Here is a 21,123-nt window from a genome sequence, read left to right as displayed (position 1 = left end):
GGGACCCTGGAGGCGCCGTGCACCTCGACCACACGCCCGAGCAGCAGCGACTGCGCAGCGAGCTGCGCACCTACTTCGCGGAGCTGGTGCCGGCGGGCGCCTACGCCCGGTACACCGACCCGGCCGCACAGAAGCGGTTCTACCGCGAGACCATCCGGCGCCTCGGCGTGGACGGCTGGCTCGGCGTGGGCTGGCCGAAGGAGTACGGCGGGCGCGGGATGACGGCGATGGAGCAGTTCATCTTCTTCGACGAGGCCGCGCAGGCGGGCGTACCGCTGCCCCTGATGGCGCTGAACACGGTCGGTCCGACGATCATGCGGTTCGGCACCGAGGAGCAGAAGTCGTACTTCCTGCCCCGCATCCTCTCCGGCGAGATCGACTTCGCGATCGGCTACAGCGAGCCCGACGCCGGCACGGATCTCGCGGCGCTCAGGACACGGGCCGTACGCGACGGTGACCAGTACGTCGTCAATGGGCAGAAGATCTGGACCACCAACGGCGACACCGCCGACTGGGTGTGGCTCGCCGTCCGCACCGACCCGGACGCCCCGCCGCACAAGGGCATCACGATGCTCCTGGTGCCCACCGCCGACCCGGGCTACTCCTGCACCGTCATCAACACGCTCGCCTCGCACGACACCACGGCCAGCTACTACGAGGACATCCGCGTCCCCGTCTTCCGGCGCGTGGGCGAGGAGAACCAGGGCTGGCGGCTGATCACCAACCAGCTCAACCACGAACGCGTCACCCTCGCCGCCCACGGCACCATGGCGATCCGCGCCCTGCACGACGTACAGCGCTGGGCGATGGAGACCAAGCTGGCCGACGGCCGCAGGGTGATCGACCTCCCCTGGGTGCGCCGCCTGCTCGCCCGCACCCACACCCGGCTCGACGCGATGAAGCTCCTCAACTGGCAGATGGTCACGGCCGTCCAGGAGGGCACGCTCACCCCGCAGGACGCCTCCGCCGTCAAGGTCTACGGCTCCGAGGCCCGCCGGGACGCCTACGCCTGGCTCATGGAGACCGTCGCCGCCGCCGGACCGTTGAAGGAGGGCTCGGCGGGCGCCGTCCTGCACGGTGAGCTGGAACGCGGCTACCGCTCGGCGGTCATCTTCACCTTCGGCGGCGGCAACAACGAGATCCAGCGGGAGATCATCTCGTGGATCGGCCTGGGAATGCCCCGGGTACGGCGCTGAGGGACCGTGTGACGAAGATTCATGGTTGGCACCAAAGAAGGATGGTTGCCGCCGCGACTCGGTGAGATCGAGATGGCGGCTGAGCCGTGACATGGCAGTCGGCACTCCGCCACGAGCACTGGAACGCCATCGGCTCCGACTCCGCAGCGAGAGCGGCTTCAGTCCAAGCTTGAGAACTTACTGCCTGTCGAGCCGCGAGCTCTCCGTTGGCGCCGCGTCCGAGGTTGCCCGTGGGCGTACACCATCCGTAACCGGCCCAGCCGGCCATGCCCGACCGTTTCGCCGTCGGACGCGAGCATCCGCACTCGAACGGCGTGGAGTCGACGATCCAGTGGTTGTCGAACCAGAAGTCGCTATCAGGCGCCAGCATGACTAGCGTGTGCTGGACCAGCGGCAACGCGGCCCGAAGCCGCCTGTTCCAGCCCGGCTGCTTCGGAACGTACGGGAACATCGCTCGCAGTCGGGAGTGTACGAACCGCAGCGAGCGGGACCCGGACGTGAACCCCGGCAGCGCCTGGGCGACGGCGAGGCAGGCCGGCCCGGAGTCGGTCAGCCGGGTCGGACGGCCCAGCCATCGGGTACCTCCGATCTCGTCGGCGATCTTCACGTACAGGTCGGTCAGCAGGGCGTCCGGCTCATTCGTCACGGAATGATCTTGGGCGCCCCGTCCGCGGACACCGGGGCCGGCCCCGTCCGCATCCGCCAGTCGCTCCCGGCTGTGCCGCTGAGCGGCCGGCTCGACGACGTGCCGCGGCGCGCGCGTCGTCTCCCGGCCGCTGCGCCTCGCGTGCCGTGGCTGTGGGAGCGGGTTTCAAAAGAGACTCCGGCCGGAGGTGAATCCTTTTCGGATCTCCCCGCCTCTTGTCTGTGTACCGGCCGAACGGGCCGACAGAACCGGGAGGAACCACCCATGATGGTCACCAGCCTCGTAGTGATCGGAGCCCTGCTCGTGGGTGCGTGCAGCCGGCATCTGATGCGGCGCTACAAGAGCCGAAGCTGACCAGCACCTGCCCGTAGGGCGCCTTTCCGGGGAGGAGTCCCAGATGAACCAACGCTTCACTTGGCCGGACGAGCGGCTGATCAAGGCCGCTCAGGACGGCGACGTCACTTCGCTCACCACCGTCGTCATGAAATCGCAACCTCATGTGCGCAGGTTCGCCATGTCGCTGTGCGCATCACCGCAGGATGCGGAGGACGCGGCGCAGGAGGCGCTGATCATCCTCTACCGGAAGATCGGCACCTTGCGGGCCACTGGCGCGCTTGCCTCATGGATGTTCCGGATCGTGCGCAACGAATGCCTCCGGCAGGTACGGCTGCTCGTCTCACGGAGCGAAGAGGCGACAGCCGAACCGGAGGCGACCGCGGAACCGTCCGCCGAGGACGCGGTGCTGCACAGGCTGGAGGCGGAGCGGATCGCGGCTGCGGTCAGCGTCCTTCCCCATGACCAGCGGCAGGTTCTGATCATGCGGGACGTACAGGGCCTGCCCGGTAAGACCGTTGCCCATTCGCTCGGTCTGAGCAACGCCGCGATGAAGTCGCGGCTGTACAGAGCACGCGCAGCACTGCGTCACTCTCTGGCAGTGACAGACCAACCACTCGGTCAAGCCGCCGATCAGGCGCGCGATCAAGCCATCGACCAACCAGTCGGAGGAGTCTCACGACCGTGAACACCGTGAACACCGTGAACGTCACGAACACAGTGAAGCCCGCGCAGGGCGCGAAGGCCCAGGCCGCAGCGCCCGGGATGAACTTCGCCAGCAAGTCCGTCCCGCGCCATCTGGCGCGCGGCGCCATCGGCTTCGGGCTGATCATCGGTTCGATCGCCCTGGTGCCCGTCGCCGGGCCGGCCACCCTGCTGGCGGCCCCGTTGGCCCTGATTGCCTTCCGCGGCTGCCCCACCTGCTGGATGGTCGGCCTGGCACAGACCATCTCCCTCGGCCGTCTGAAGCGCCAGTGCGTGGACGGCGTTTGCACCCTCACCAAGGCACACACGGCGGCAAAGACCACGGACGAGCCGACAGTCGATATCAACTGACGATGTCCTCGCCGAGGGTATGCGCATGGTCGCCCAGGAGGGACCGCCAGAGGGCCGCCCCCGAGGGTTGCTCGCTGACGTCCGCGTAGGGCATGCGCACCAGAATCGCGTCGGTGATCAGGTATCCCGCGAGGCATCGCCGCACCGGAGTCCGCCCGCACATCTCGTCTCCACCGTTGGTCAGGAAGGAGTGGCACCATGGCGCCCATGCTGAACTACAACCTCGCCGTCCCCGATGTGGATGACGCCGGTGTCCTGTCCGCGCTGGTGGCTGAGGGCGACGAGCTCGACGTCCTGGTCAGGGCAGTGGACGACTGGTCCGTACCGACACCGGCACCGGGCTGGACGGTCGCCCACCAGATAGCCCACCTCGCGTGGGCGGACGCGAACGCACTCAGCGCCTTACGCACTCCGGACGCGTTCGGCGCCGAACTCGGGCGGGCGGAAGCCGAAGGCAGCGAGTACGCAGACAAGGCCGCAGCCGCGGGAGCGGCCAAACCGCGGTCGGTGCTCCTGGACGAGTGGCGGGCCGGTCGAGCGGAACTGGCGGCGGCACTGCGCGACACGCCATGGGACCACGCATTTCCCTGGTACATGTCGAAGGTGACCCCGGCCCTGATGGCGCCCCTTCGTCTGATGGAAACCTGGGCACACGGGCAGGACGTCTTCGATGCTGTGGGCGTGGCGCACCGTCCGACGGATCGACTGCAGCACGTGGCATCGCTGGGGGTGTTGGGACGGGCGCTGTCCTTCGCCGCCGCCGGACTGCCTGAGCCGGCGGATCCCTTCCGCGTCGAGCTGACAGCACCTGACGGACGGACCTGGGTGTGGGGCCCCGAGGCTGCCGCGCAACGGGTACAGGGCGGAGCCATCGACTTCTGCCTGTGTGTGACCCGGCGCCGTCCCTGGTCCGAGACCGACATGACGGCGACAGGCGAGGACGCTCAGAAGTGGCTGGAAGCGGCGCGCGTCTTCCTCTGAAAGCGTGTCGGAGTGCCTGGTCATGCAGGACGCGTGACGGTTGCGATCTGCCCTACAGGCACGGCGACGGCCCCGGAATGACCACCTGGTGTGTGCCAGTGCGACAACTCCGAGGTCGTCAGCGGCCCATGCTCGGCGCAATCGACCGGCCACCCGACAGGCTCTGAGGGGCGTACCGCTTCAGGCCGGGCATCGACGACGCGACTGACGAAGGCACAGCTCCGGTGCTGCAGAACGACGCTGGCGACGTGACCGACGCCCAGTTCTCACCCCTGGTGGGCGTCCGCCCGTGCCGTCGTCGGTCATCTCGTGCAGGACGGTCCCGTCGTGCTCGACGAGCCGCATCGTCTGGCGGCCCTCGATGACGATGGTGTGGAACTCGTCCATCAGGCCGGCCGCTTGGAGGGCGAGCTGCCCGTTGTAGTCGTGGATGTCGAGCATCCCGCCCTGCGTGCGTGATGCCGGAGAGGTGTCGGCCTCATAGACGGTGACCGGGATTCTTCGGACGTGCAGGACGCGGGCCAGCGTGAGTCCGCCGAGTCCGGCGCCGATGATCGTGACGGGCGTGTGCATGGTGGCTCCTTCGGAATCGGGGCCGTCCAGTGATCTACGGCGGCCGTCTCCGGAAAGGTGCCGGACCCCGATGACAGACCGCCTGCATCGGTCCGACAGCCCCCGATGGACTACCTACACCCACCCGGAGCGGCGGTCAGCTCGGCTTCCGGATCGATCGTGCTCATGCGACAAGCGCGGCTATGTCTTCCTCGGCACGGCTGCCGCGGCAGCCCTGGCCCTCCGGCTTCGAACGTGATGGCCCGGACAGGTCCTGGTGACCGGCCGTTCGGCGCGGGACGCCGGGGTTCGAGCGCGACCAGGACTTCGAGCAGCGCCTCACGCGGGCGGTGACCGACCGGCCTCCGCACGAGCCGCTCATCCCGGCGCTGCACCGCGAGGTCCAGGCCCTGGTGCGGCACTGCACGGCGGAGGGCAGTGCCCCCGTCCGATGCATGATCGAGGGATCACCCGCCCTGCGGGAGTACGAGGAGTCGATGAGCCTGCGTCACGCGCAGGCGCCGGCAGCGGCGCTGGCCGCCGATCCCCGCCTGTCCCGGAGTGCGACGGCCTGCCGGGCGACCGCACGGTTCGCCATCGACGCCTACGCGCTGGCCTGCCGGGCGGACGACCCCGGGGCCACGGTGGACGAGGTCTTCCGGATGATCGAGGCGGCCTGGGAAGCCGCCGCGCCCGGCGTAGCGCTCCAGTAACTCCCTTGCCCAGGCGTCGGATTGCGGCGCGACGTGCGTGGGAGTCGTGAAGAGTACTCGCATGGTTCTGGGGATTCGGTCACGGGAGCGGAAGGATCGGGGGCCCACTCGGCGCTTGCGGACAGGTCGGGCGCTGCTCCATGCGATGGGAGACCGATCAACGATGTTCACTCTGGTGCGGAGCAGGGTACGGGCAGCCGTGCTCGCGCTCTCGGCCGCTACGGCCCTCGCCTCCGGCGCGACCGCCACGACCGGCGCGGCAGCGGCCCCCGCCCCCGCTCCCGTGAAACAAGGACCGACCTCGGTGGCGTACGTCGAGGTGAACAACAACAGCATGCTGAACGTCGGCAAGTACACCCTCGCCGACGGCGGCGGCAACGTCTTCGACATCGCCGTGATCTTCGCGGCGAACATCAACTACGACACGGGCACGAAGGCGGCGACCCTGTACTTCAACGAGAACGTGCAACGCGTCCTCGACAACGCCGCCACGCAGATACGGCCGTTGCAGCAGAGGGGCATCAAGGTCGTCCTCTCGGTGCTCGGCAACCACCAGGGCGCGGGCTTCGCCAACTTCCCGTCCCAGCAGGCGGCTTCGACCTTCGCGAAACAACTGTCGGACACCGTGGCCAGGTACGGCCTCGACGGCATCGACTTCGACGACGAGTACGCCGAGTACGGCAACAACGGCACCGGCCAGCCCAACGACAGCTCGTTCGTGTACCTGGTGTCGGCACTGCGCGTCGACATGCCGGACAAGATCATCAGTCTCTACAACATCGGCCCGGCCGCGTCGCGCCTGTCCTACGGTGGCGTCGACGTCTCGTCCAAGTTCGACTACGCCTGGAACCCGTACTACGGCACCTGGCAGGTTCCCGGCATCGCACTGCCCAAGTCGAAGCTGTCGCCGGCGGCCGTCGAGATCGGCGGGACCTCGCAGAACACTGCCGCCGACCTCGCCCGCCGCACGGTCGATGAGGGGTATGGCGTCTATCTGACGTACAACCTCGACGGCACCGATCGCAGCGCCGATGTCTCCGCGTTCACCAGGGAGCTGTACGGCAGTGACGCGATCTACACGCCGTAGGCCGACCGCCTTCCACGACGTCCGGTGTCCCCTCGGGGCATGCTGCATCCGGTAGGCCCGCGCCCCGGACAGGCCGCGCCTTCGACAACGATGTCGGAGGCGCGGTCGCACGTAATGACCACGTAGATGTCACCCGCTCTCTCCGCAGCTTCAACACCCACTGCCACGACGCCCACGTCCCCATGTGCGATGGTGAACCTGTCGCAGGTCTCCGACGAGGAGCTCGGCGGCCTCTTCGTGGCGGCCTACCGACTGGACGCCTCGGCCACGTACCCGAGGACGACGGTCCGCTTCGCGGTCGAGGACGCGGCTCGTGAACGGCAGCCGCGGTACACCCCCGACGCGTGCCGCCGGATGTTCGAGGCACTCGTCGAAAGATGCCGGGTGCGCGGCGGGGCGGACCTCACCCTGGGCCTGGGCGCGCTGGAACACTGCACAGGACCGCTGCCCGACGTGTCCGAACCGGCCCGCGCCCTGGTCGGGTTCTGGCTGGAGCGTGACTCCGTGCGTCAGCCGTACGCGCTGCTCGCGGTCGCGGGCCTCGCCGGCGACGGGCACCTGCGCGCGGCCGTGGAACGCCTCACCCGTGAGGTGGGTCCCATCGTCGCGGACGAGATCACCGTCATCGCCCGCCTCGCCCAAGCCGAACGGACACTGCTGTCCGGGATCGACCGGGACCACAGGTTCGTCTCGCCGCTCGCGCACCTGTGGCGCAGGTCGGCCGGCAACCCCGGCTACGTGGCGTTCGCCCGCCGCGCGCTGGAGGCGGCGGCCGACCGCACCGACGCGATCCGGGCCGGCGAGATTCCCTACCGGGCGGACAAGGCGTTCAGTGACCGGGAGGTCACCTCGCTCGGACAGGCCCTGCGGGTGGCGCTGCTGCGTGACGAGCCCTGGCTCAGAGCATTGAAGCGGCGTGGCGCCCTGATCGGCGTGATGTTGTGCGTAGCCGCCGGCGCGGCCCAGCCGGCCTCCGCCTCGACGGCGGCGGACACGAGCGGCCGGTCCACGGCGTTGCGGCCGTCCCCGGTCCACGAGACCGAGCAGGCCATCGCGCGGTCACTGGCCTCCTCGCTCCGCAATCCGCGGTGGCGGGCGCAGGTGTGCTCGGCCGCGCTCGGCGCACGTGACGTCGACCTGCAGAACCTGGCCGCCGGAGCCGACGGGCCGGCGGCGGGACATCTGCACACCTCGGTCACCGCCGCGAACCGGCACATCGTGGGCCTCAAAGGCCTGCCCGCTTCGACCGGATCGCTGCTGCGCCTGCGCCTGGGTGCGCCCGCCATGCGTCGACACCTGAGTGCCGGCACCACCCCCTGGGTCGCCGTCGCTGCGGCCGACGACCACGCCAGGGCTCTCACGGCGTACGACAGCCGGGGCCGCGCCCATTCCGTGTCCACCTCCCGGGTGCCCGAGCGTCCCCTCTACATCCTGGACGTCGACGTCTCCAAGGCCCACCGGGCAGGACTGGCGGTGCTGGACAAGGCATTCGCGGACAAGGGCCTCGACTCGTCCGGCGCCGCGTCCGCGAACACCGCCGCGGCGGGCTGGTGGGCCACCAAGGTCACGGCCGTCGAGGTGAAGGACGACGAGGAGCCCTGGTTCAAGGGCGCCGCAGAGATGTTCTCCCTGGTGACCGGCTTCGGGCCGGACGGCAAGGCGCGCGTCGACTCGGTCGACATGCCGTACCTCGCCCATGACAACACCGTCTACTCTCCGAACCAGATCCTGGGCAACTGGTCCAACTACAAGTACAACCTGGCCGACGTCGTGATGATGGAGGACGACGACGGCACCAACTACAAGGCGCTGGCCCAGGCGCTCACCACGGCCCTGCTCACCGTCACCGACCAGGGTGCCTACATTCCGCTGGTCAACGCGGTCCTGAGCGCGATGCCCGACTCCTGGTTCACCGACGACCCCGACTACGTGGAGTCCTGGTACACCCTCTCCAAGAGCTCCACGGGCCGGCTGAACGGCGCGTCGGGCAACGGCTGGATGACGGTCGAGCCTTACTTCGTCGAGCAGTTGTGACCGCCGTGCGCTGAACGGGTCCTGGAGCGGGGGAGGGGTGACCGTGCCCGGCGGGACGCCGGGGCCGCGCGGAGCTGTCATCGCAGTGCCCCTCGCCCGCCGGGGCGTCATCCGGCGGGCGACGCCCTGGCGGGGTCGACCCTCCAGTGTGAGCAAGCGCTTAGTACGGTGGGTGGTGGACAGTCCGAGCCCCAGGGAGGGACAGCAATGCCGACGTCACAGGCCGAGGCCTTCTACGAGCGGGAGGCCTCCGGCCGCTTCCTGCCCACCGCCTCCACCCGCGGGCCCTGGGACCCCGACTCCCAGCACGCCGGACCGGCGGCCGCCCTGCTGGGGCTGGCGGTGGAGGAACGGCCGGGTGCACGCCCGGACATGCGGGTCGCCCGGCTCACCTACGAGATCATGCGGCCCGTCCCGATCCGGCCGCTGACCGTGACCACACGCGTGCTGCGGGCCGGGCGCAGCGTCGAACTCGTCCAGGCCGGTCTGGCACCCGACGGCGGCGAGGAAGTGATGCGGGCGACGGCCCTGCTGATGAAGGTGTCACCGGATGCCGTACCGGAGGTGTCGCCGGGCCGGCAGGTACCCGGGCCCGGGGAGGCGCAGCCGCAACCGTTCTTCCCCGTTCCGTGGGACCAGGGCTACCACACCGCCATGGACATCCGCTTCACCGCCGGTTCGTTCCTCGAACGCGGCCCGGCCACGGCGTGGATGCGCATGCGGGTCCCCCTGGTCGCGGGCGAGGAGATCACGCCCCTCAGCCGCGTGCTGACAGCTGCCGACTCGGGCAACGGTGTCAGCACCGAACTGGACTTCCACCGCCATGTCTTCATCAACCCCGACCTCACCGTCGGCCTGCACCGCCATCCCGAGGGCGAGTGGGTCTGCCTGGACGCCCGGTCGATGGTGGACGGAGCGGGCATCGGGCTGGCCGAGTCCGCCCTGTACGACGAGAAGGGCCCGCTCGGGCGCAGTACCCAGACCCTGTACGTGGCCCCGCGCGACTGAGGGGACGCCGACGGCGCGCCGCCACCCTCGTGGCGGGCGGCGGGCGGCGGGCGGCAGGTAGTAGGTAGTAGGTGGTAGGCGGCAGGTGGTCGGCTCCCGCGGCGTGACCGTTTCGCGCGGTCCCTCCGTGTGGCGAGAACGCGCACTGGCCGGCCCGCGGTCTTCGCGCGGGCCTTGCTGCCGGCCGTGGGGCCTGCACACACTGCCGGTGTGGACCGCACTGACACGCGCGACCCGGGCCTCTTCGGCCCCGACTCGGTGACCTGGCAGATGCACGGCGACCCCATGATGTGGATCGCCGGCGTCCGCGCGCTGTACCTGCAGGCGCTGCACCCCCGCGCGGTCCGCGGGGTCATGCAGAACTCCGACTTCCGCCGCGACGCCTGGGGCCGGCTGATGCGCACCGCGAACTTCGTCGGCATGACGACGTACGGCACCACGGAGGCGGCCGAGCGGGCGGGCGCCCGGGTGCGGAAGATCCACCGCATGCTGACGGCGACCGACCCCGGCACCGGCGTGCGCTACGGCGTCGACGAACCCGAGCTGCTGCTCTGGGTGCACTGCGCCGAGATCGACTCCTATCTGCACGTCCTGCGCCGCTCCGGTTACCCGCTCACCGACGCCCAGGCCGACCGTTACCTCGCCGAACACCGCGTCAGCGCCCGTCTGGTGGGCCTCGACCCGGACGCCGTGCCGGCCGACCGGGCCGAGATGGAGGCCTACTTCGAGAAGGTGCGGCCGGAGCTGGCCGCGGGGCCCGACGCACGCGAGGTGGACGACTTCCTCCTCCGCCCGCCGACGCACCCCCTCCTCGTCCCGGCGCGCGAGGTGTTGTGGCGGCGTGTGGCGCAGCTGGCGTACGCCTCTCTGCCTCCATACGCCCACGAGCTGTACGGCAGACCGGCCCCCGCACCCGCGGCCGTCACCCGCCGGCTGCGGGTCACGGGCGCCCTGCTGCGCCGCGTTCCCGCACGTCTGCGCTGGCAGTTGCCGCCCAAACACATCCTGCGCGCCATGGCGAGGCTCGGACCGGGTGCGCGACCGGCACCGTACAAAGTGGGGCGATAGGCCGCCATACTGGACGAGCAGGGGGGTGTGTCACGGATCGGGCCGCGTTCCGCGCGGTCCCGGCACCGTGGCCCGGTCCCCCAGGGGGCGGGGCGGACGGCGACGGGGGCGACGGCGCGCGATGGGGGAGAACAGGCTGATTCAGGGCCGGTACCGGCTGCTCGATCTGATCGGGCGGGGCGGGATGGGCGAGGTGTGGCGGGCCCGTGACGAGTCGCTCGGGCGGCAGGTCGCGGTGAAGTGCCTGAAGCCGCTCGGCCCGCACCACGACCCGTCCTTCACCCACGTCGTGCGGGAACGGTTCCGCCGGGAGGCCAGAGTGGCCGCGGCGCTCTCGCACCGCGGAGTGACCGTCGTCCACGACTTCGGCGAGTACGACGGCGTCCTCTACCTGGTCATGGAGCTGCTGGAAGGGCGCGACCTGAGCCGGCTCCTGGAGGACAACAAGGGGCATCCGCTGCCCGTGGACGAGGTGATCGACATCGCGGAGCAGGTCGCCGCCGCCCTCGCCTACACCCACCGACAGGGCATAGTGCACCGCGACCTGAAGCCCGCCAACATCGTGCGGCTGACCGACGGCACGGTGAAGATCTGTGACTTCGGCATAGCCCGACTCGGCCGCGACATCGGCTTCACCGCCCGGCTGACCGGCACCGGCATCGCGATGGGGACCCCGCACTACATGTCACCGGAGCAGATCGGCGGATCCGAGGTCGACCAGCGCAGTGACCTGTACTCGCTGGGCTGCGTCCTGTACGAGATCGCCACGGGTGCCCCTCCGTTCGACCTGGACGACGCCTGGGCGATCCTCATCGGCCACCGCGACACCCCGCCCCGCCCGCCGCGCCTGCACCGTCCCGAACTGCCCGCCCCCTTCGAGCGGATCGTTCTCGACCTGCTGGCCAAGCGGCCCGAGGAACGACCGTACGACGCACGTGAGCTGGGGCGGCTGCTGGCCGCGGGACGGACGGGGCGGCCCGGTACCCGTGTCGACGGCGTGTCCGGGTATGTGCCGACGGTCGTGACGGGACGGCCGCGGTCCGAAGAGGAGGATCTGCGCGAGCTGCGCCTGCCGCCCTGGACCCGGGGCATGACCACCGGTCACAAGGCGGTCGGTGCCGGACTGCACCCGACCCCGCCGGACGCCGGGGCCGCCCTGACCGGGGCATGGACCACGCGCCCGGCCGCGGCGGCCGCCGGCGTGGCGGTCCTGTCCAGGCCGTCGCCCGACGCCGTCGCCGCCCTCACCGCACGGCACCACGAGGGCCTCGGGCTCGCCCGGCGCGGCAACTGGGTCCAGGCGGGCCAGATCCACCGGGCCGTCGCCGCCGAACGCGCGGCACTGCTCGGCCCCGAGCACCCCGACACCCTGGCCAGCCGCTACGAGGTCGCCTTCATCCTCAGCCGTACCGGCCGTGCCGCCGACGCACTGCGCGCCTACGCGGACGTCGCCGCGGCCAGAGAGCGTGCCCTCGGCCCCGAGCACCCCGACACCCTCGCCGCCCGTCAGGAAACGGCCTACGTGCTGGGACAGTTGGGCCGCCACTTCGAGGCCCACCAGAGCTACACCGCGGTGCTGGCCGCCCGGATGCGCGTCTTCGGCCCCGACCACCCGGACACCCTGCGCTGCCGGCACAACCTCGCCTTCAACCTCAGTCGCCTCGGCCGGCTCGAGGACTCGTACCGCATGGCCCACGACGTGGCGGCCGCCCGCGCCCGAGTGCTCGGTCCGGAGCACCCCGACACCCTGGTCACCCGCTACGAAGTCGCCTACGCACTCGGCCAGCTGGGCCGCTGGGAGGAGGCGTTGCACACCTACCGCGAGGTCGCGGGAGCGCGCGCCCGGGTCCTCGGACCCGACCACCCGGACACGCTCGCCGCCCGTTACGAGGCCGCGATCAGCCTGGGCCGCCTCGGCCGCAGCGCGGACGCCCTCCACCTGTACCGCGACCTGATCGTGGACCGTACCCGCGTCCACGGCGCCGCCCACCCCGAGACCCTGCGCGCCCGCCACGGGCTCGGGGTCAACCTCGGCCGTCTCGGCCGCTGGGAGGAGGCCCTGGCCGAGGCCCGCGACGTGTGCGCACAGCGTGAGCGCGTCCTCGGCGCCGAGCATCCGGACACGCTGGTCAGCCGCCGCGAGGTCGCCGTCGCCCTGGGCTGGCTGGGCCGCTGGCCGGACGCGCTCACCGCGTACCGGCGGGTCGCCACGGCCCGTGAGCGCGTCCTCGGCCCCGACCACCCCGACACCCTCGCCAGCCGCAACGACGAGGCCCACTGCCTGGAACAGCTCGGCCGCGGCGCCGAGGCGGTGGAGCTGTACCGGAAGGTCGCCGTCCTGAGCCGGCAGCGGGCGTCCGGCGGACACTGACCCCCGGCACCCGCCCCGGGCACCGTCCGCGGGCACCGGGCCGGGCTCCGACCCGTCCGGCATGCCTCTGGCCGCCGTAGATCATCACGTGTTACGAAGAACCATGCCTGCCAACGAGGGAACCCGGACGTACGACGCCGTCATCGTCGGCGGCGGCCACAACGGCCTGGTCGCCGCCGCCTACCTGGCCCGGGCCGGCCGCTCCGTACTGGTACTGGAACGGCTGGACCACACCGGAGGCGCCGCCGTCTCCACCCGCCCGTTCGCCGGGGTGGACGCCCGGCTCTCGCGCTACTCCTACCTGGTCAGTCTGCTGCCGTCGAAGATCGTGCGCGACCTCGGTCTCGACTTCCGCGTACGGGGGCGCACCATCTCCTCGTACACCCCCGTGGAGCGCGGCGGACGGGCCACCGGACTGCTCGTCGGCGGCGGGGAGCGGCGCACCAGGGAGGCCTTCGCCCGGCTGACCGGCGGCGAGCGCGAGTACGAGGCCTGGCAGCGCTTCTACGGCATGACCGGCCAGGTCGCCCAGCGCGTCTTCCCGACCCTGACCGAACCTCTGCCCGCCCGCGAGGAGCTGCGCCGCCGCATCGACGACGAGACCGCTTGGCGGGCGCTGTTCGAGGAGCCGATCGGCGTCGCCGTCGAGGAGAACTTCACCGACGACCTGGTCCGGGGCGTGGTCCTCACCGATGCGCTCATCGGCACCTTCGCCGACGCCCACGACGCCTCGCTGGCCCAGAACCGCTGCTTCCTCTACCACGTCATCGGCGGCGGCACCGGCGCCTGGGACGTGCCCGTCGGCGGCATGGGCGCCCTCACCGACGCGCTCGCCGCCGCCGCGCGCACCGCGGGCGCGGTCCTCGCGACCGGCCACGAGGCGGTCCGTATCGCCACCGACGGGAACACCGCCGAGGTCACCTACCGCACCGCCGACGGCGAGGGCGTCGCCGCCGCCCGGCACGTCCTGGTCAACGCCTCCCCGCAGGAGCTGGCCGCCCTGACGGGGGACTCGTCGCCCGAGCCGGCCGAGGGCGCCCAGCTCAAGGTCAACATGCTGCTCACGCGGCTGCCCAGGCTCCGCGACCCCGCCGTGGACCCGCGGGAGGCCTTCGCCGGCACCTTCCACATCGCCGAGGGCTACCAGCAGCTGGCCGCCGCCCACGCCCAGGCCGCCGCCGGCGGACTCCCCGCCGCGCCGCCCTCGGAGATCTACTGCCACTCCCTGACCGACCCCACCATCCTCGGCCCCGGCCTCGCCGAACGCGGCTACCAGACGCTGACCCTCTTCGGCCTGCACACCCCGGCGCGGCTCTTCGCCCGGGACAACGACGCCGTGCGCGAGGACCTGCTGAAGTCCACCCTCGCCCAGCTCGACGCCCATCTCGCCGAACCCCTCACGGACTGCCTGGCCACCGATGCCGACGGCCGTCCCTGCATCGAGGCGAGGACCCCGCTGGACCTCGAACGCGACCTGCGCCTGCCCGGCGGAAACATCTTCCACCGCGCCCTGTCCTGGCCGTACGCCCAGGAGGACACCGGACGCTGGGGCGTGGAGACCCGGCACGCGAACGTCCTGCTGTGCGGGGCCGGCGCGGTGCGCGGGGGAGGGGTGAGCGGGGTGCCGGGACACAACGCGGCGATGGCGGTGCTGGGGGCGTAGCGGCGCGCAGCGGCCCTCGGCAGGGGACGCGTACTGCGCCCCCCGGCAGCTGGGGGCGCAGGGGTTCCCGGCAGCGGGAGGCGCAGCGGTTCCCGGCAGTGGACGTGCAGTGGTTCCCGGCAGCGGACGCTCAGCGGACCCCGACGGCCGATGCGCGGCGCCTCCGGCAGTGGACGTGCAGTGGTTCCCGGCAGCGTGCGTCAGTCGGCCGAAGCCGTCCACCCCGCCGCCCGGACCCGTGCCGCGTCCGCCGGCCGCGCCTCGTCGAAGACGACCTCGCCGCCCGCCTCGACGCGCGTTGTGCCGACGTAGGCGCCGCGGCCGACGTACATCCCGTCCGTGGTGTAGCGCCAGCGCACGGTGAGCTGACGGGCGGCCGGCAGCTCGGCGGTGAGCCGGTGCCAGACGCGGCCGGACCAGCCGGTCACCGAACCCGCGGGGTGCTCCTGCGGTTCCCCGCCCCCGCCCTCGGTGGTGAACGGCACCGGCCGCCAGCTGGTCCCGCCGTCCGTGCTGGCCTCCAGGACGAGAACGTCCGAGGCGGGCTCGGTGTCCCACCACAGGGCGCAGCGCAGCCGTGCGGCACCGGGTGAGGTGTCGGCCGCGGGCAGGGTGAGGGTCGCGGTGGCGGCGTCGGCCGTTCCGGAGAACCAGGCGGTACGGCCCTGGGCCGGGCGTACCGGAACCGCGCGGGCCAGGCGGGTGCCCGCGGCGACCCGGGGCGCGGACCCGGACCGCCAAGTGCGCACCGGATGAACGGAGTTGCCCAGCACGACGAGGAAGGAGTCGGTCGTCGGGTCCAGCACGAGCGAGGTACCGGTGAATCCGGTGTGGCCCGCGGTGCGCGGGGTGGCCATCGCGCCCATGTACCAGTGCTGGTAGAGCTCGAAGCCGAGCCCGTGCTCGTGGCCGGGGAAGGCGGTGTTGAAGTTGGTGAACATCAGGTCCACCGACTCCGGTTCCAGGACGCGCGTACGGCCGTAGACGCCGCCGTTGAGCAGTGTGCGCCCGAGGACCGCGAGGTCCCAGGCGTTCGAGAACACCCCCGCGTGGCCCGCGACTCCGCCGAGGGCGAAGGCGTTCTCGTCGTGCACCTCGCCCCACACGAGTCCGCGGTTCAGCCCGGACCAGGGCGGTCGGGCGACCTCCGTGGCGGCGATCCCCGGTCTCCAGGAGGCGGGAGGGTTGTAGCGGGTGCGGGTGAGGCCGAGCGGGGTGGTGACCTCCTCGCGCAGCAGGACGTCCAGGCGGCGGCCGGTGACCTTCTCCAGGACGAGCTGCAGGGAGATCAGATTGAGGTCCGAGTAGAGGTAGGCCGTACCGGGCGGGTCGACCGGGGCCTCGGTCCAGATGAGCCGGAGTCTCTCCTCGTGCGTCGGTGCCTCGTAGAGGGGCAGCCAGGCACGGAAACCCGAGGTGTGGGTGAGGAGCTGACGGACCGTGACCCGTTCCTTTCCGGCCTGACCGAAGTCCGGGAGGTACGCGGCGACGGCCGCCTCCAGCTCCAGCGTGCCCCGCTCCAGCTGCTGCACGGCGAGCAGCGAGGTGAACAGCTTGGAGACCGAGGCGAGGTCGAAGACGGTGTCCCCGGCCATCGGGATCTGCCGGCCGGGCGGGAACTCGATGCCGGTGTCGGTCTTCTCGTCGTATCCCGCATAGCGCACCGCCATGCCGATCGGCTCGTGCAGCGCGACGGTCCCGCCGCGCCCGGCGAGCAGTACGGCGCCCGCGTACCAGGGGTGCGCGGGGGAGGGGCCGAGGAACGTCTCGGCGTCGGTGACGAGCCGGCGCAGATGGGCCGGAAGGAGTCCGGCTCGTTCGGGGGAGCCGTGGCGCAGGGTGGGGTGGTGATCGACGGACACGGGTGCGGCTCCGGCCGGGCCGGCGGGCAGGGCGGCGAGGGCGAGGGCGCCGCCCAGGGTCAGGGCGCCCAGCCGACGACGGGTGAGTGCGGTGGCCACCTCATCGGTCATCGTGAAACTGTCCTGTCGGCCGCGGCACGTGTCAATGAGGCGTGCGGGGCCCCGGAATGCGAACATAGATCTGACGGAGTATCAGAAAAGCTCTTCCGTCGTCCGGGCGACTGCGGCATCCTGCGCCCATGCAGACGGAGCTGAGCAGGAAACTCGGAGTCGAGCACGCCGTCTTCGGCTTCACGCCGTTCCCCGCCGTCGCCGCGGCCATCAGCCGGGCCGGCGGTTTCGGCGTGCTCGGCGCGGTCCGCTACACCGCCCCCGACGAGCTCAAACGGGACCTCGACTGGATCGAGGGGCACGCCGGGGGCAGGCCCTACGGGCTGGACGTGGTGATGCCCGCGAAGAAGGTGGAGGGCGTCTCCGAGGCGGATGTCGAGGCGATGATCCCCGAGACGCACCGGCAGTTCGTGCGCGACACCCTCGCCCGGCACGGGGTGCCGGAACTGGCCGAGGGCGAGGCCTCCGGATGGCGCATCACCGGGTGGATGGAACAGGTCGCCCGCACCCAGCTCGACGTCGCCTTCGACTACCCGATCAAGCTGCTCGCCAACGCCCTGGGCTCCCCGCCCGCCGACGTCGTCGAGCGTGCCCACGACCGGGACGTGCTCGTCGCCGCGCTCGCCGGCAGTGCCCGGCACGCCCTCAAGCACCGGGCGGCGGGCATCGACATCGTCGTGGCGCAGGGGTACGAGGCCGGCGGCCACACCGGGGAGATCGCCTCCATGGTGCTGACCCCCGAGGTCGTCGAGGCCGTCGACCCGCTGCCCGTGCTGGCCGCGGGAGGCATCGGCAGCGGAGCGCAGATGGCGGCCGCCCTCGCCCTCGGTGCCCAGGGTGTGTGGCTGGGCTCCCTGTGGCTGACCACCACCGAGGCGGACCTCCACTCGCCCGCCCTGACCCGCAAGCTCCTCGCCGCCGGGTCCGGGGACACCGTCCGCTCCCGCGCCTTGACCGGGAAGCCCGCCCGCCAGCTCCGTACCGAGTGGACCGACGCCTGGGACGACCCGGGCGGGCCCGGCACCCTGCCCATGCCGTTGCAGGGACTGCTGGTCGCCGAGGCGGTCTCCCGCATCCAGAAGTACGAGGTCGAGCCGCTGCTCGGCACCCCCGTCGGTCAGATCGTCGGCCGGATGACCGCCGAACGCAGCGTCCAGGCCGTCTTCGACGACCTCACCCGGGGTTTCGAGCAGGCCGTCGACCGCATCAACCGCATCGCCCGAAGGAGCGGCCAGTCGTGAGCACACCCCCCGCCGGCTTCTGGGCCCAGGCAGCCCAGGATCCCGACCGCACCGCCCTGATCGCCCCCGACGGCGAGCAGTGGACCGCCGGACGCCTGCACGCCGCCGCCAACCAGCTCGTCCACGGACTGCGTGCCGCGGGCCTCGAGCGCGGCGACGCCTTCGCCGTCGTCCTGCCCAACGGCGTCGAGTTCTTCACCGCTCATCTGGCCGCCACCCAGGCCGGGTTCTACCTCGTCCCGGTCAACCACCACCTGGTCGGCCCCGAGATCGCCTGGATCGTCGCCGACTCGGGCGCCAAGGTGCTCGTCGCCCACGAGCGCTTCGCCGCACCGGCCCGCCAGGCCGCCGACGAGGCCGGCCTGCCGGCCACCCACCGCTACGCGGTCGGCACCGTCGAGGGCTTCCGGGCGTACGCCGAACTCCTCGACGGACAGCCCGGGTCGGCGCCCGCCGACCGCACCCTCGGCTGGGTCATGAACTACACCTCCGGCACGACCGGACGCCCGCGCGGCATCCGCCGCCCGCTGCCCGGCAAGCCCCCCGAGGAGGCCTACCTCGGCGGCTTCCTCGGCATCTTCGGCATCAGGCCCTTCGAGGACAACGTCCACCTCGTCTGCTCGCCGCTCTACCACACGGCCGTCCTCCAGTTCGCGAGCGCCGCCCTGCACATCGGCCACCGCCTGGTGCTCATGGACAAGTGGACCCCCGAGGAGATGCTCCGCCTCATCGACACCCACAGGTGCACCCACACCCACATGGTCCCGACCCAGTTCCACCGCCTGCTCGCGCTCCCGGAGGAGGTGCGGGCGCGCCACGACGTCTCCTCCATGCGGCACGCCATCCACGGCGCCGCCCCCTGCCCGGACCATGTGAAGCGGGCCATGATCGACTGGTGGGGCCACTGCGTGGAGGAGTACTACGCAGCCAGCGAGGGCGGCGGAGCCTTCGCCACGGCCGAGGACTGGCTGAAGAAGCCCGGCACGGTCGGCAAGGCCTGGCCCATCAGCGAACTCGCGGTCTTCGACGACGACGGCAACCGGCTCCCTCCCGGACAGCTGGGCACCGTCTACATGAAGATGAGCACCGGCGGGTTCTCGTACCACAAGGACGAGGCCAAGACCCGCAAGAACCGCATCGGCGACTTCTTCACCGTCGGGGACCTCGGCTACCTGGACGAGGACGGCTACCTCTTCCTGCGCGACCGCAAGATCGACATGATCATCTCCGGCGGGGTCAACATCTACCCCGCCGAGATCGAGTCCGCGCTGCTCGCCCACCCCGCCGTCGCCGACGCCGCCGCGTTCGGCATCCCGCACGACGACTGGGGCGAGGAGGTCAAGGCCGTCGTGGAACCGGCCCCCGGCCATGAGCCGGGCCCCGCGCTCGCCGCCGCGCTGCTCGACCACTGCGCACAGCGGCTCGCCGGGTACAAGCGGCCCAGGAGCGTCGACTTCATCGCCGAGATGCCCCGCGACCCCAACGGCAAGCTGTACAAGCGGCGGCTGCGGGACCCGTACTGGGAGGGCCGCACGCGCTTGGTGTGAAGGTGCTTGACCTGCGCCTGCGGCGGGCCGAGGATCGTTTTCATGACGCAGGGACACGGCAGCACGGTCGACGGTGTGCTGCGGCGCAGCGCCAGGCGCACCCCGGCGCGCGTCGCGGTGGAGTACCGCGAGCGCAGCTGGACCTACGAGGAACTCGACGATGCCGTCTCCCGCGCGGCGAGCCTCCTCCTCACGGAGGGGCTCGCCCCCGGCGACCGGGTCGCAGCCTACGGGCACAACTCCGACGCCTACCTGATCGCCTTCCTGGCCTGCGCCCGCGCGGGTCTGGTCCATGTACCGGTCAACCAGAACCTGACCGGCGACGACCTGGCGTACATCATCGGGCAGTCGGGCAGCTCGCTGGTCCTGTCCGACCCCGGCCTCGCCGGCCGGCTGCCGGAGCGGGCGAGGGTGGTGCCGCTGCGGGACACCGACGACTCGTTCCTCTCCCGGCTGGCCGACGCGCCGCCGTACGACGGGCCCGAAGCGCACACCGAGGACCTGGTGCAGCTGCTGTACACCTCCGGTACCACCGCCCGGCCCAAGGGGGCGATGATGACCCACCGGGCACTGGTGCACGAGTACCTGAGCGCGATCACGGCCCTCGATCTCAGCGCCGGCGACCGGCCCGTGCACGCGTTGCCGCTGTACCACTCGGCGCAGATGCATGTGTTCCTGCTGCCGTACCTCGCGGTCGGCGCGACCGGCATCATCCTGGACGCGCCCGACGGGGACCGCCTCTTCGACCTGATCGAGGCGGGCCGTGTGGACAGCCTGTTCGCCCCGCCCACCGTGTGGATCGGCCTCGCGGGCCGGCCCGACTTCGCCGACCGTGACCTGAGCGGTCTGCGCAAGGCCTACTACGGTGCGTCCATCATGCCCGTACCGGTGCTCCGGCGGCTGCGTGAACGCCTGCCCGAGCTGGCCTTCTTCAACTGCTTCGGGCAGAGCGAGATCGGCCCCCTCGCCACGGTGCTGGGGCCCGACGAGCACGAGGGCCGGCTGGACTCCTGCGGCCGGACCGTCCTGTTCGTGGACGCGCGCGTGGTCGACGACCGGGGCGAGGACGTGCCCGACGGCACACCGGGTGAGATCGTCTACCGCTCACCGCAGTTGTGCGAGGGCTACTGGGACCGGCCCGAGGAGACCGCCGAGGCCCTCCGCGACGGCTGGTTCCACTCCGGTGACCTCGCCGTGCGCGACGCGGACGGCTACTTCACGATCGTCGACCGGGTGAAGGACGTCATCAACTCCGGTGGGGTACTGGTGGCGTCCCGCCAGGTGGAGGACGCGCTCTACACCCATGAGTCCGTCGCCGAGGCCGCCGTGATCGGCCTGCCCGACGAGCGGTGGATCGAGGCCGTCACCGCAGTCGTCGTCGCGTGCGGCGAGGTGACGGAGGACCAGCTCATCTCCCACGTGCGGGAGAAGCTGCCCTCCTTCAAGGCGCCCAAGCGGGTGCTGTTCGTGGACGCCCTGCCGCGCAATGCCAGCGGGAAGATCCTCAAGCGCGAACTGCGGGACCGGTTCAGCGGATAGCCCCGGCCTCCACGGTACCGGCAGCCTGCCCGGCCGCCGTGCTCCCGCCGGTCCGCCCGTTCTCCGCGATACCGGCAGCCTGCACCGCCTCCCCGGACCGTCCGGCATACCGGGC

General features: G+C 71.6%; 15 protein-coding genes and 3 pseudogenes. 14 read left to right on the top strand and 4 right to left on the bottom strand.

All coding sequences use genetic code 11. From position 1 onward, the window contains the following. Nucleotides 1-17: 17 nt before the first annotated feature. Complete coding sequence (locus ACZ7P3_RS34770) at nt 18-1,196, top strand: acyl-CoA dehydrogenase family protein (RefSeq protein ID WP_472087809.1); 1,179 nt, start codon at nt 18-20, stop codon at nt 1,194-1,196. A 238-nt stretch (nt 1,197-1,434) separates the two neighbouring features. Here the strand turns inward: ACZ7P3_RS34770 and ACZ7P3_RS34765 are convergent. Continuing rightward, nucleotides 1,435-1,842 (bottom strand): annotated as a pseudogene (locus tag ACZ7P3_RS34765) (transposase family protein); the annotation flags it as partial. A gap of 397 nt (nt 1,843-2,239) precedes the next feature. Between ACZ7P3_RS34765 and ACZ7P3_RS34760 the strand changes: the two are divergent. Together ACZ7P3_RS34760 and ACZ7P3_RS34755 are read left to right on the top strand one after the other, a co-directional pair. After that, complete coding sequence (locus ACZ7P3_RS34760; protein ID WP_472087807.1) at nt 2,240-2,863, top strand: RNA polymerase sigma factor; 624 nt, start codon at nt 2,240-2,242, stop codon at nt 2,861-2,863. Nucleotides 2,864-2,868: 5 nt separating this feature from the next. Then, nucleotides 2,869-3,231 (top strand): hypothetical protein, encoded by a 363-nt coding sequence (locus ACZ7P3_RS34755; protein ID WP_472087806.1) that lies wholly within the window; start codon nt 2,869-2,871, stop codon nt 3,229-3,231. Here the strand turns inward: ACZ7P3_RS34755 and ACZ7P3_RS34750 are convergent. Further along, nucleotides 3,224-3,394: a hypothetical protein gene (locus ACZ7P3_RS34750; protein ID WP_472087804.1), complete on the bottom strand. Its 171-nt coding sequence runs from the start codon at nt 3,392-3,394 to the stop codon at nt 3,224-3,226. The genes ACZ7P3_RS34755 and ACZ7P3_RS34750 overlap by 8 nt on opposite strands. A gap of 35 nt (nt 3,395-3,429) precedes the next feature. Between ACZ7P3_RS34750 and ACZ7P3_RS34745 the strand changes: the two genes are divergently transcribed. After that, on the top strand, nt 3,430-4,212 hold the full coding sequence (locus tag ACZ7P3_RS34745) for a TIGR03084 family metal-binding protein (RefSeq protein WP_472087803.1): 783 nt from the start codon (nt 3,430-3,432) through the stop codon (nt 4,210-4,212). 276 nt (nt 4,213-4,488) lie between these two features. On the opposite strand, the pseudogene ACZ7P3_RS34740 reads toward ACZ7P3_RS34745, so the two are convergent. Next, nucleotides 4,489-4,785: pseudogene (locus ACZ7P3_RS34740) on the bottom strand (FAD-dependent oxidoreductase); the annotation flags it as partial. Between the two features lie 287 nt (nt 4,786-5,072). On the opposite strand from ACZ7P3_RS34740, the pseudogene ACZ7P3_RS34735 reads away from it, so the two are divergent. From ACZ7P3_RS34735 to ACZ7P3_RS34705, 7 genes and pseudogenes are all read left to right on the top strand, one after another. Further along, nucleotides 5,073-5,477, top strand: a pseudogene (locus ACZ7P3_RS34735) (TetR/AcrR family transcriptional regulator); the annotation flags it as partial. Nucleotides 5,478-5,640: 163 nt separating this feature from the next. Next, nucleotides 5,641-6,564 (top strand): endo-beta-N-acetylglucosaminidase H, encoded by a 924-nt coding sequence (locus tag ACZ7P3_RS34730; RefSeq protein WP_472087802.1) that lies wholly within the window; start codon nt 5,641-5,643, stop codon nt 6,562-6,564. Nucleotides 6,565-6,753: 189 nt separating this feature from the next. Then, nucleotides 6,754-8,598, top strand: a complete 1,845-nt coding sequence (locus ACZ7P3_RS34725; protein ID WP_472087801.1) for a DUF3103 family protein — start codon at nt 6,754-6,756, stop codon at nt 8,596-8,598. Between the two features lie 207 nt (nt 8,599-8,805). Continuing rightward, nucleotides 8,806-9,606: a thioesterase family protein gene (locus ACZ7P3_RS34720; RefSeq protein ID WP_472087799.1), complete on the top strand. Its 801-nt coding sequence runs from the start codon at nt 8,806-8,808 to the stop codon at nt 9,604-9,606. 270 nt (nt 9,607-9,876) lie between these two features. Further along, nucleotides 9,877-10,674: an oxygenase MpaB family protein gene (locus ACZ7P3_RS34715; RefSeq protein ID WP_472087874.1), complete on the top strand. Its 798-nt coding sequence runs from the start codon at nt 9,877-9,879 to the stop codon at nt 10,672-10,674. 121 nt (nt 10,675-10,795) lie between these two features. After that, nucleotides 10,796-13,045 carry a serine/threonine-protein kinase gene (locus ACZ7P3_RS34710; RefSeq protein ID WP_472087798.1) on the top strand — a complete coding sequence of 750 codons (2,250 nt, stop codon included), beginning with the start codon at nt 10,796-10,798 and terminating at the stop codon, nt 13,043-13,045. A 103-nt stretch (nt 13,046-13,148) separates the two neighbouring features. Beyond that, nucleotides 13,149-14,708, top strand: a complete 1,560-nt coding sequence (locus ACZ7P3_RS34705; RefSeq protein WP_472087797.1) for a phytoene desaturase family protein — start codon at nt 13,149-13,151, stop codon at nt 14,706-14,708. Nucleotides 14,709-14,908: 200 nt separating this feature from the next. Here ACZ7P3_RS34705 and ACZ7P3_RS34700 read toward each other — a convergent pair whose 3' ends face one another. Beyond that, complete coding sequence (locus tag ACZ7P3_RS34700; protein WP_472087796.1) at nt 14,909-16,681, bottom strand: serine hydrolase domain-containing protein; 1,773 nt, start codon at nt 16,679-16,681, stop codon at nt 14,909-14,911. Nucleotides 16,682-16,809: 128 nt separating this feature from the next. Here ACZ7P3_RS34700 and ACZ7P3_RS34695 point away from each other — a divergent pair, with 128 nt between their 5' ends. Genes ACZ7P3_RS34695 through ACZ7P3_RS34685 form a run of 3 tightly spaced genes read left to right on the top strand, consistent with a single transcriptional unit; the run spans nt 16,810 to nt 21,008 of the window. Then, nucleotides 16,810-17,922: an NAD(P)H-dependent flavin oxidoreductase gene (locus ACZ7P3_RS34695; protein ID WP_472087795.1), complete on the top strand. Its 1,113-nt coding sequence runs from the start codon at nt 16,810-16,812 to the stop codon at nt 17,920-17,922. Continuing rightward, nucleotides 17,919-19,469 (top strand): acyl-CoA synthetase, encoded by a 1,551-nt coding sequence (locus tag ACZ7P3_RS34690; protein ID WP_472087793.1) that lies wholly within the window; start codon nt 17,919-17,921, stop codon nt 19,467-19,469. The genes ACZ7P3_RS34695 and ACZ7P3_RS34690 overlap by 4 nt, the downstream gene beginning before the upstream one ends. 42 nt (nt 19,470-19,511) lie before the next feature. Continuing rightward, on the top strand, nt 19,512-21,008 hold the full coding sequence (locus tag ACZ7P3_RS34685) for an acyl-CoA synthetase (RefSeq protein WP_472087791.1): 1,497 nt from the start codon (nt 19,512-19,514) through the stop codon (nt 21,006-21,008). Nucleotides 21,009-21,123: the final 115 nt, after the last annotated feature.

It is taken from the genome of Streptomyces sp. NPDC107581 (genome assembly GCF_055657175.1).
Note: the sequence above shows the minus strand (reverse complement) of the source record. Positions and strands in the feature narration are given on the sequence as shown.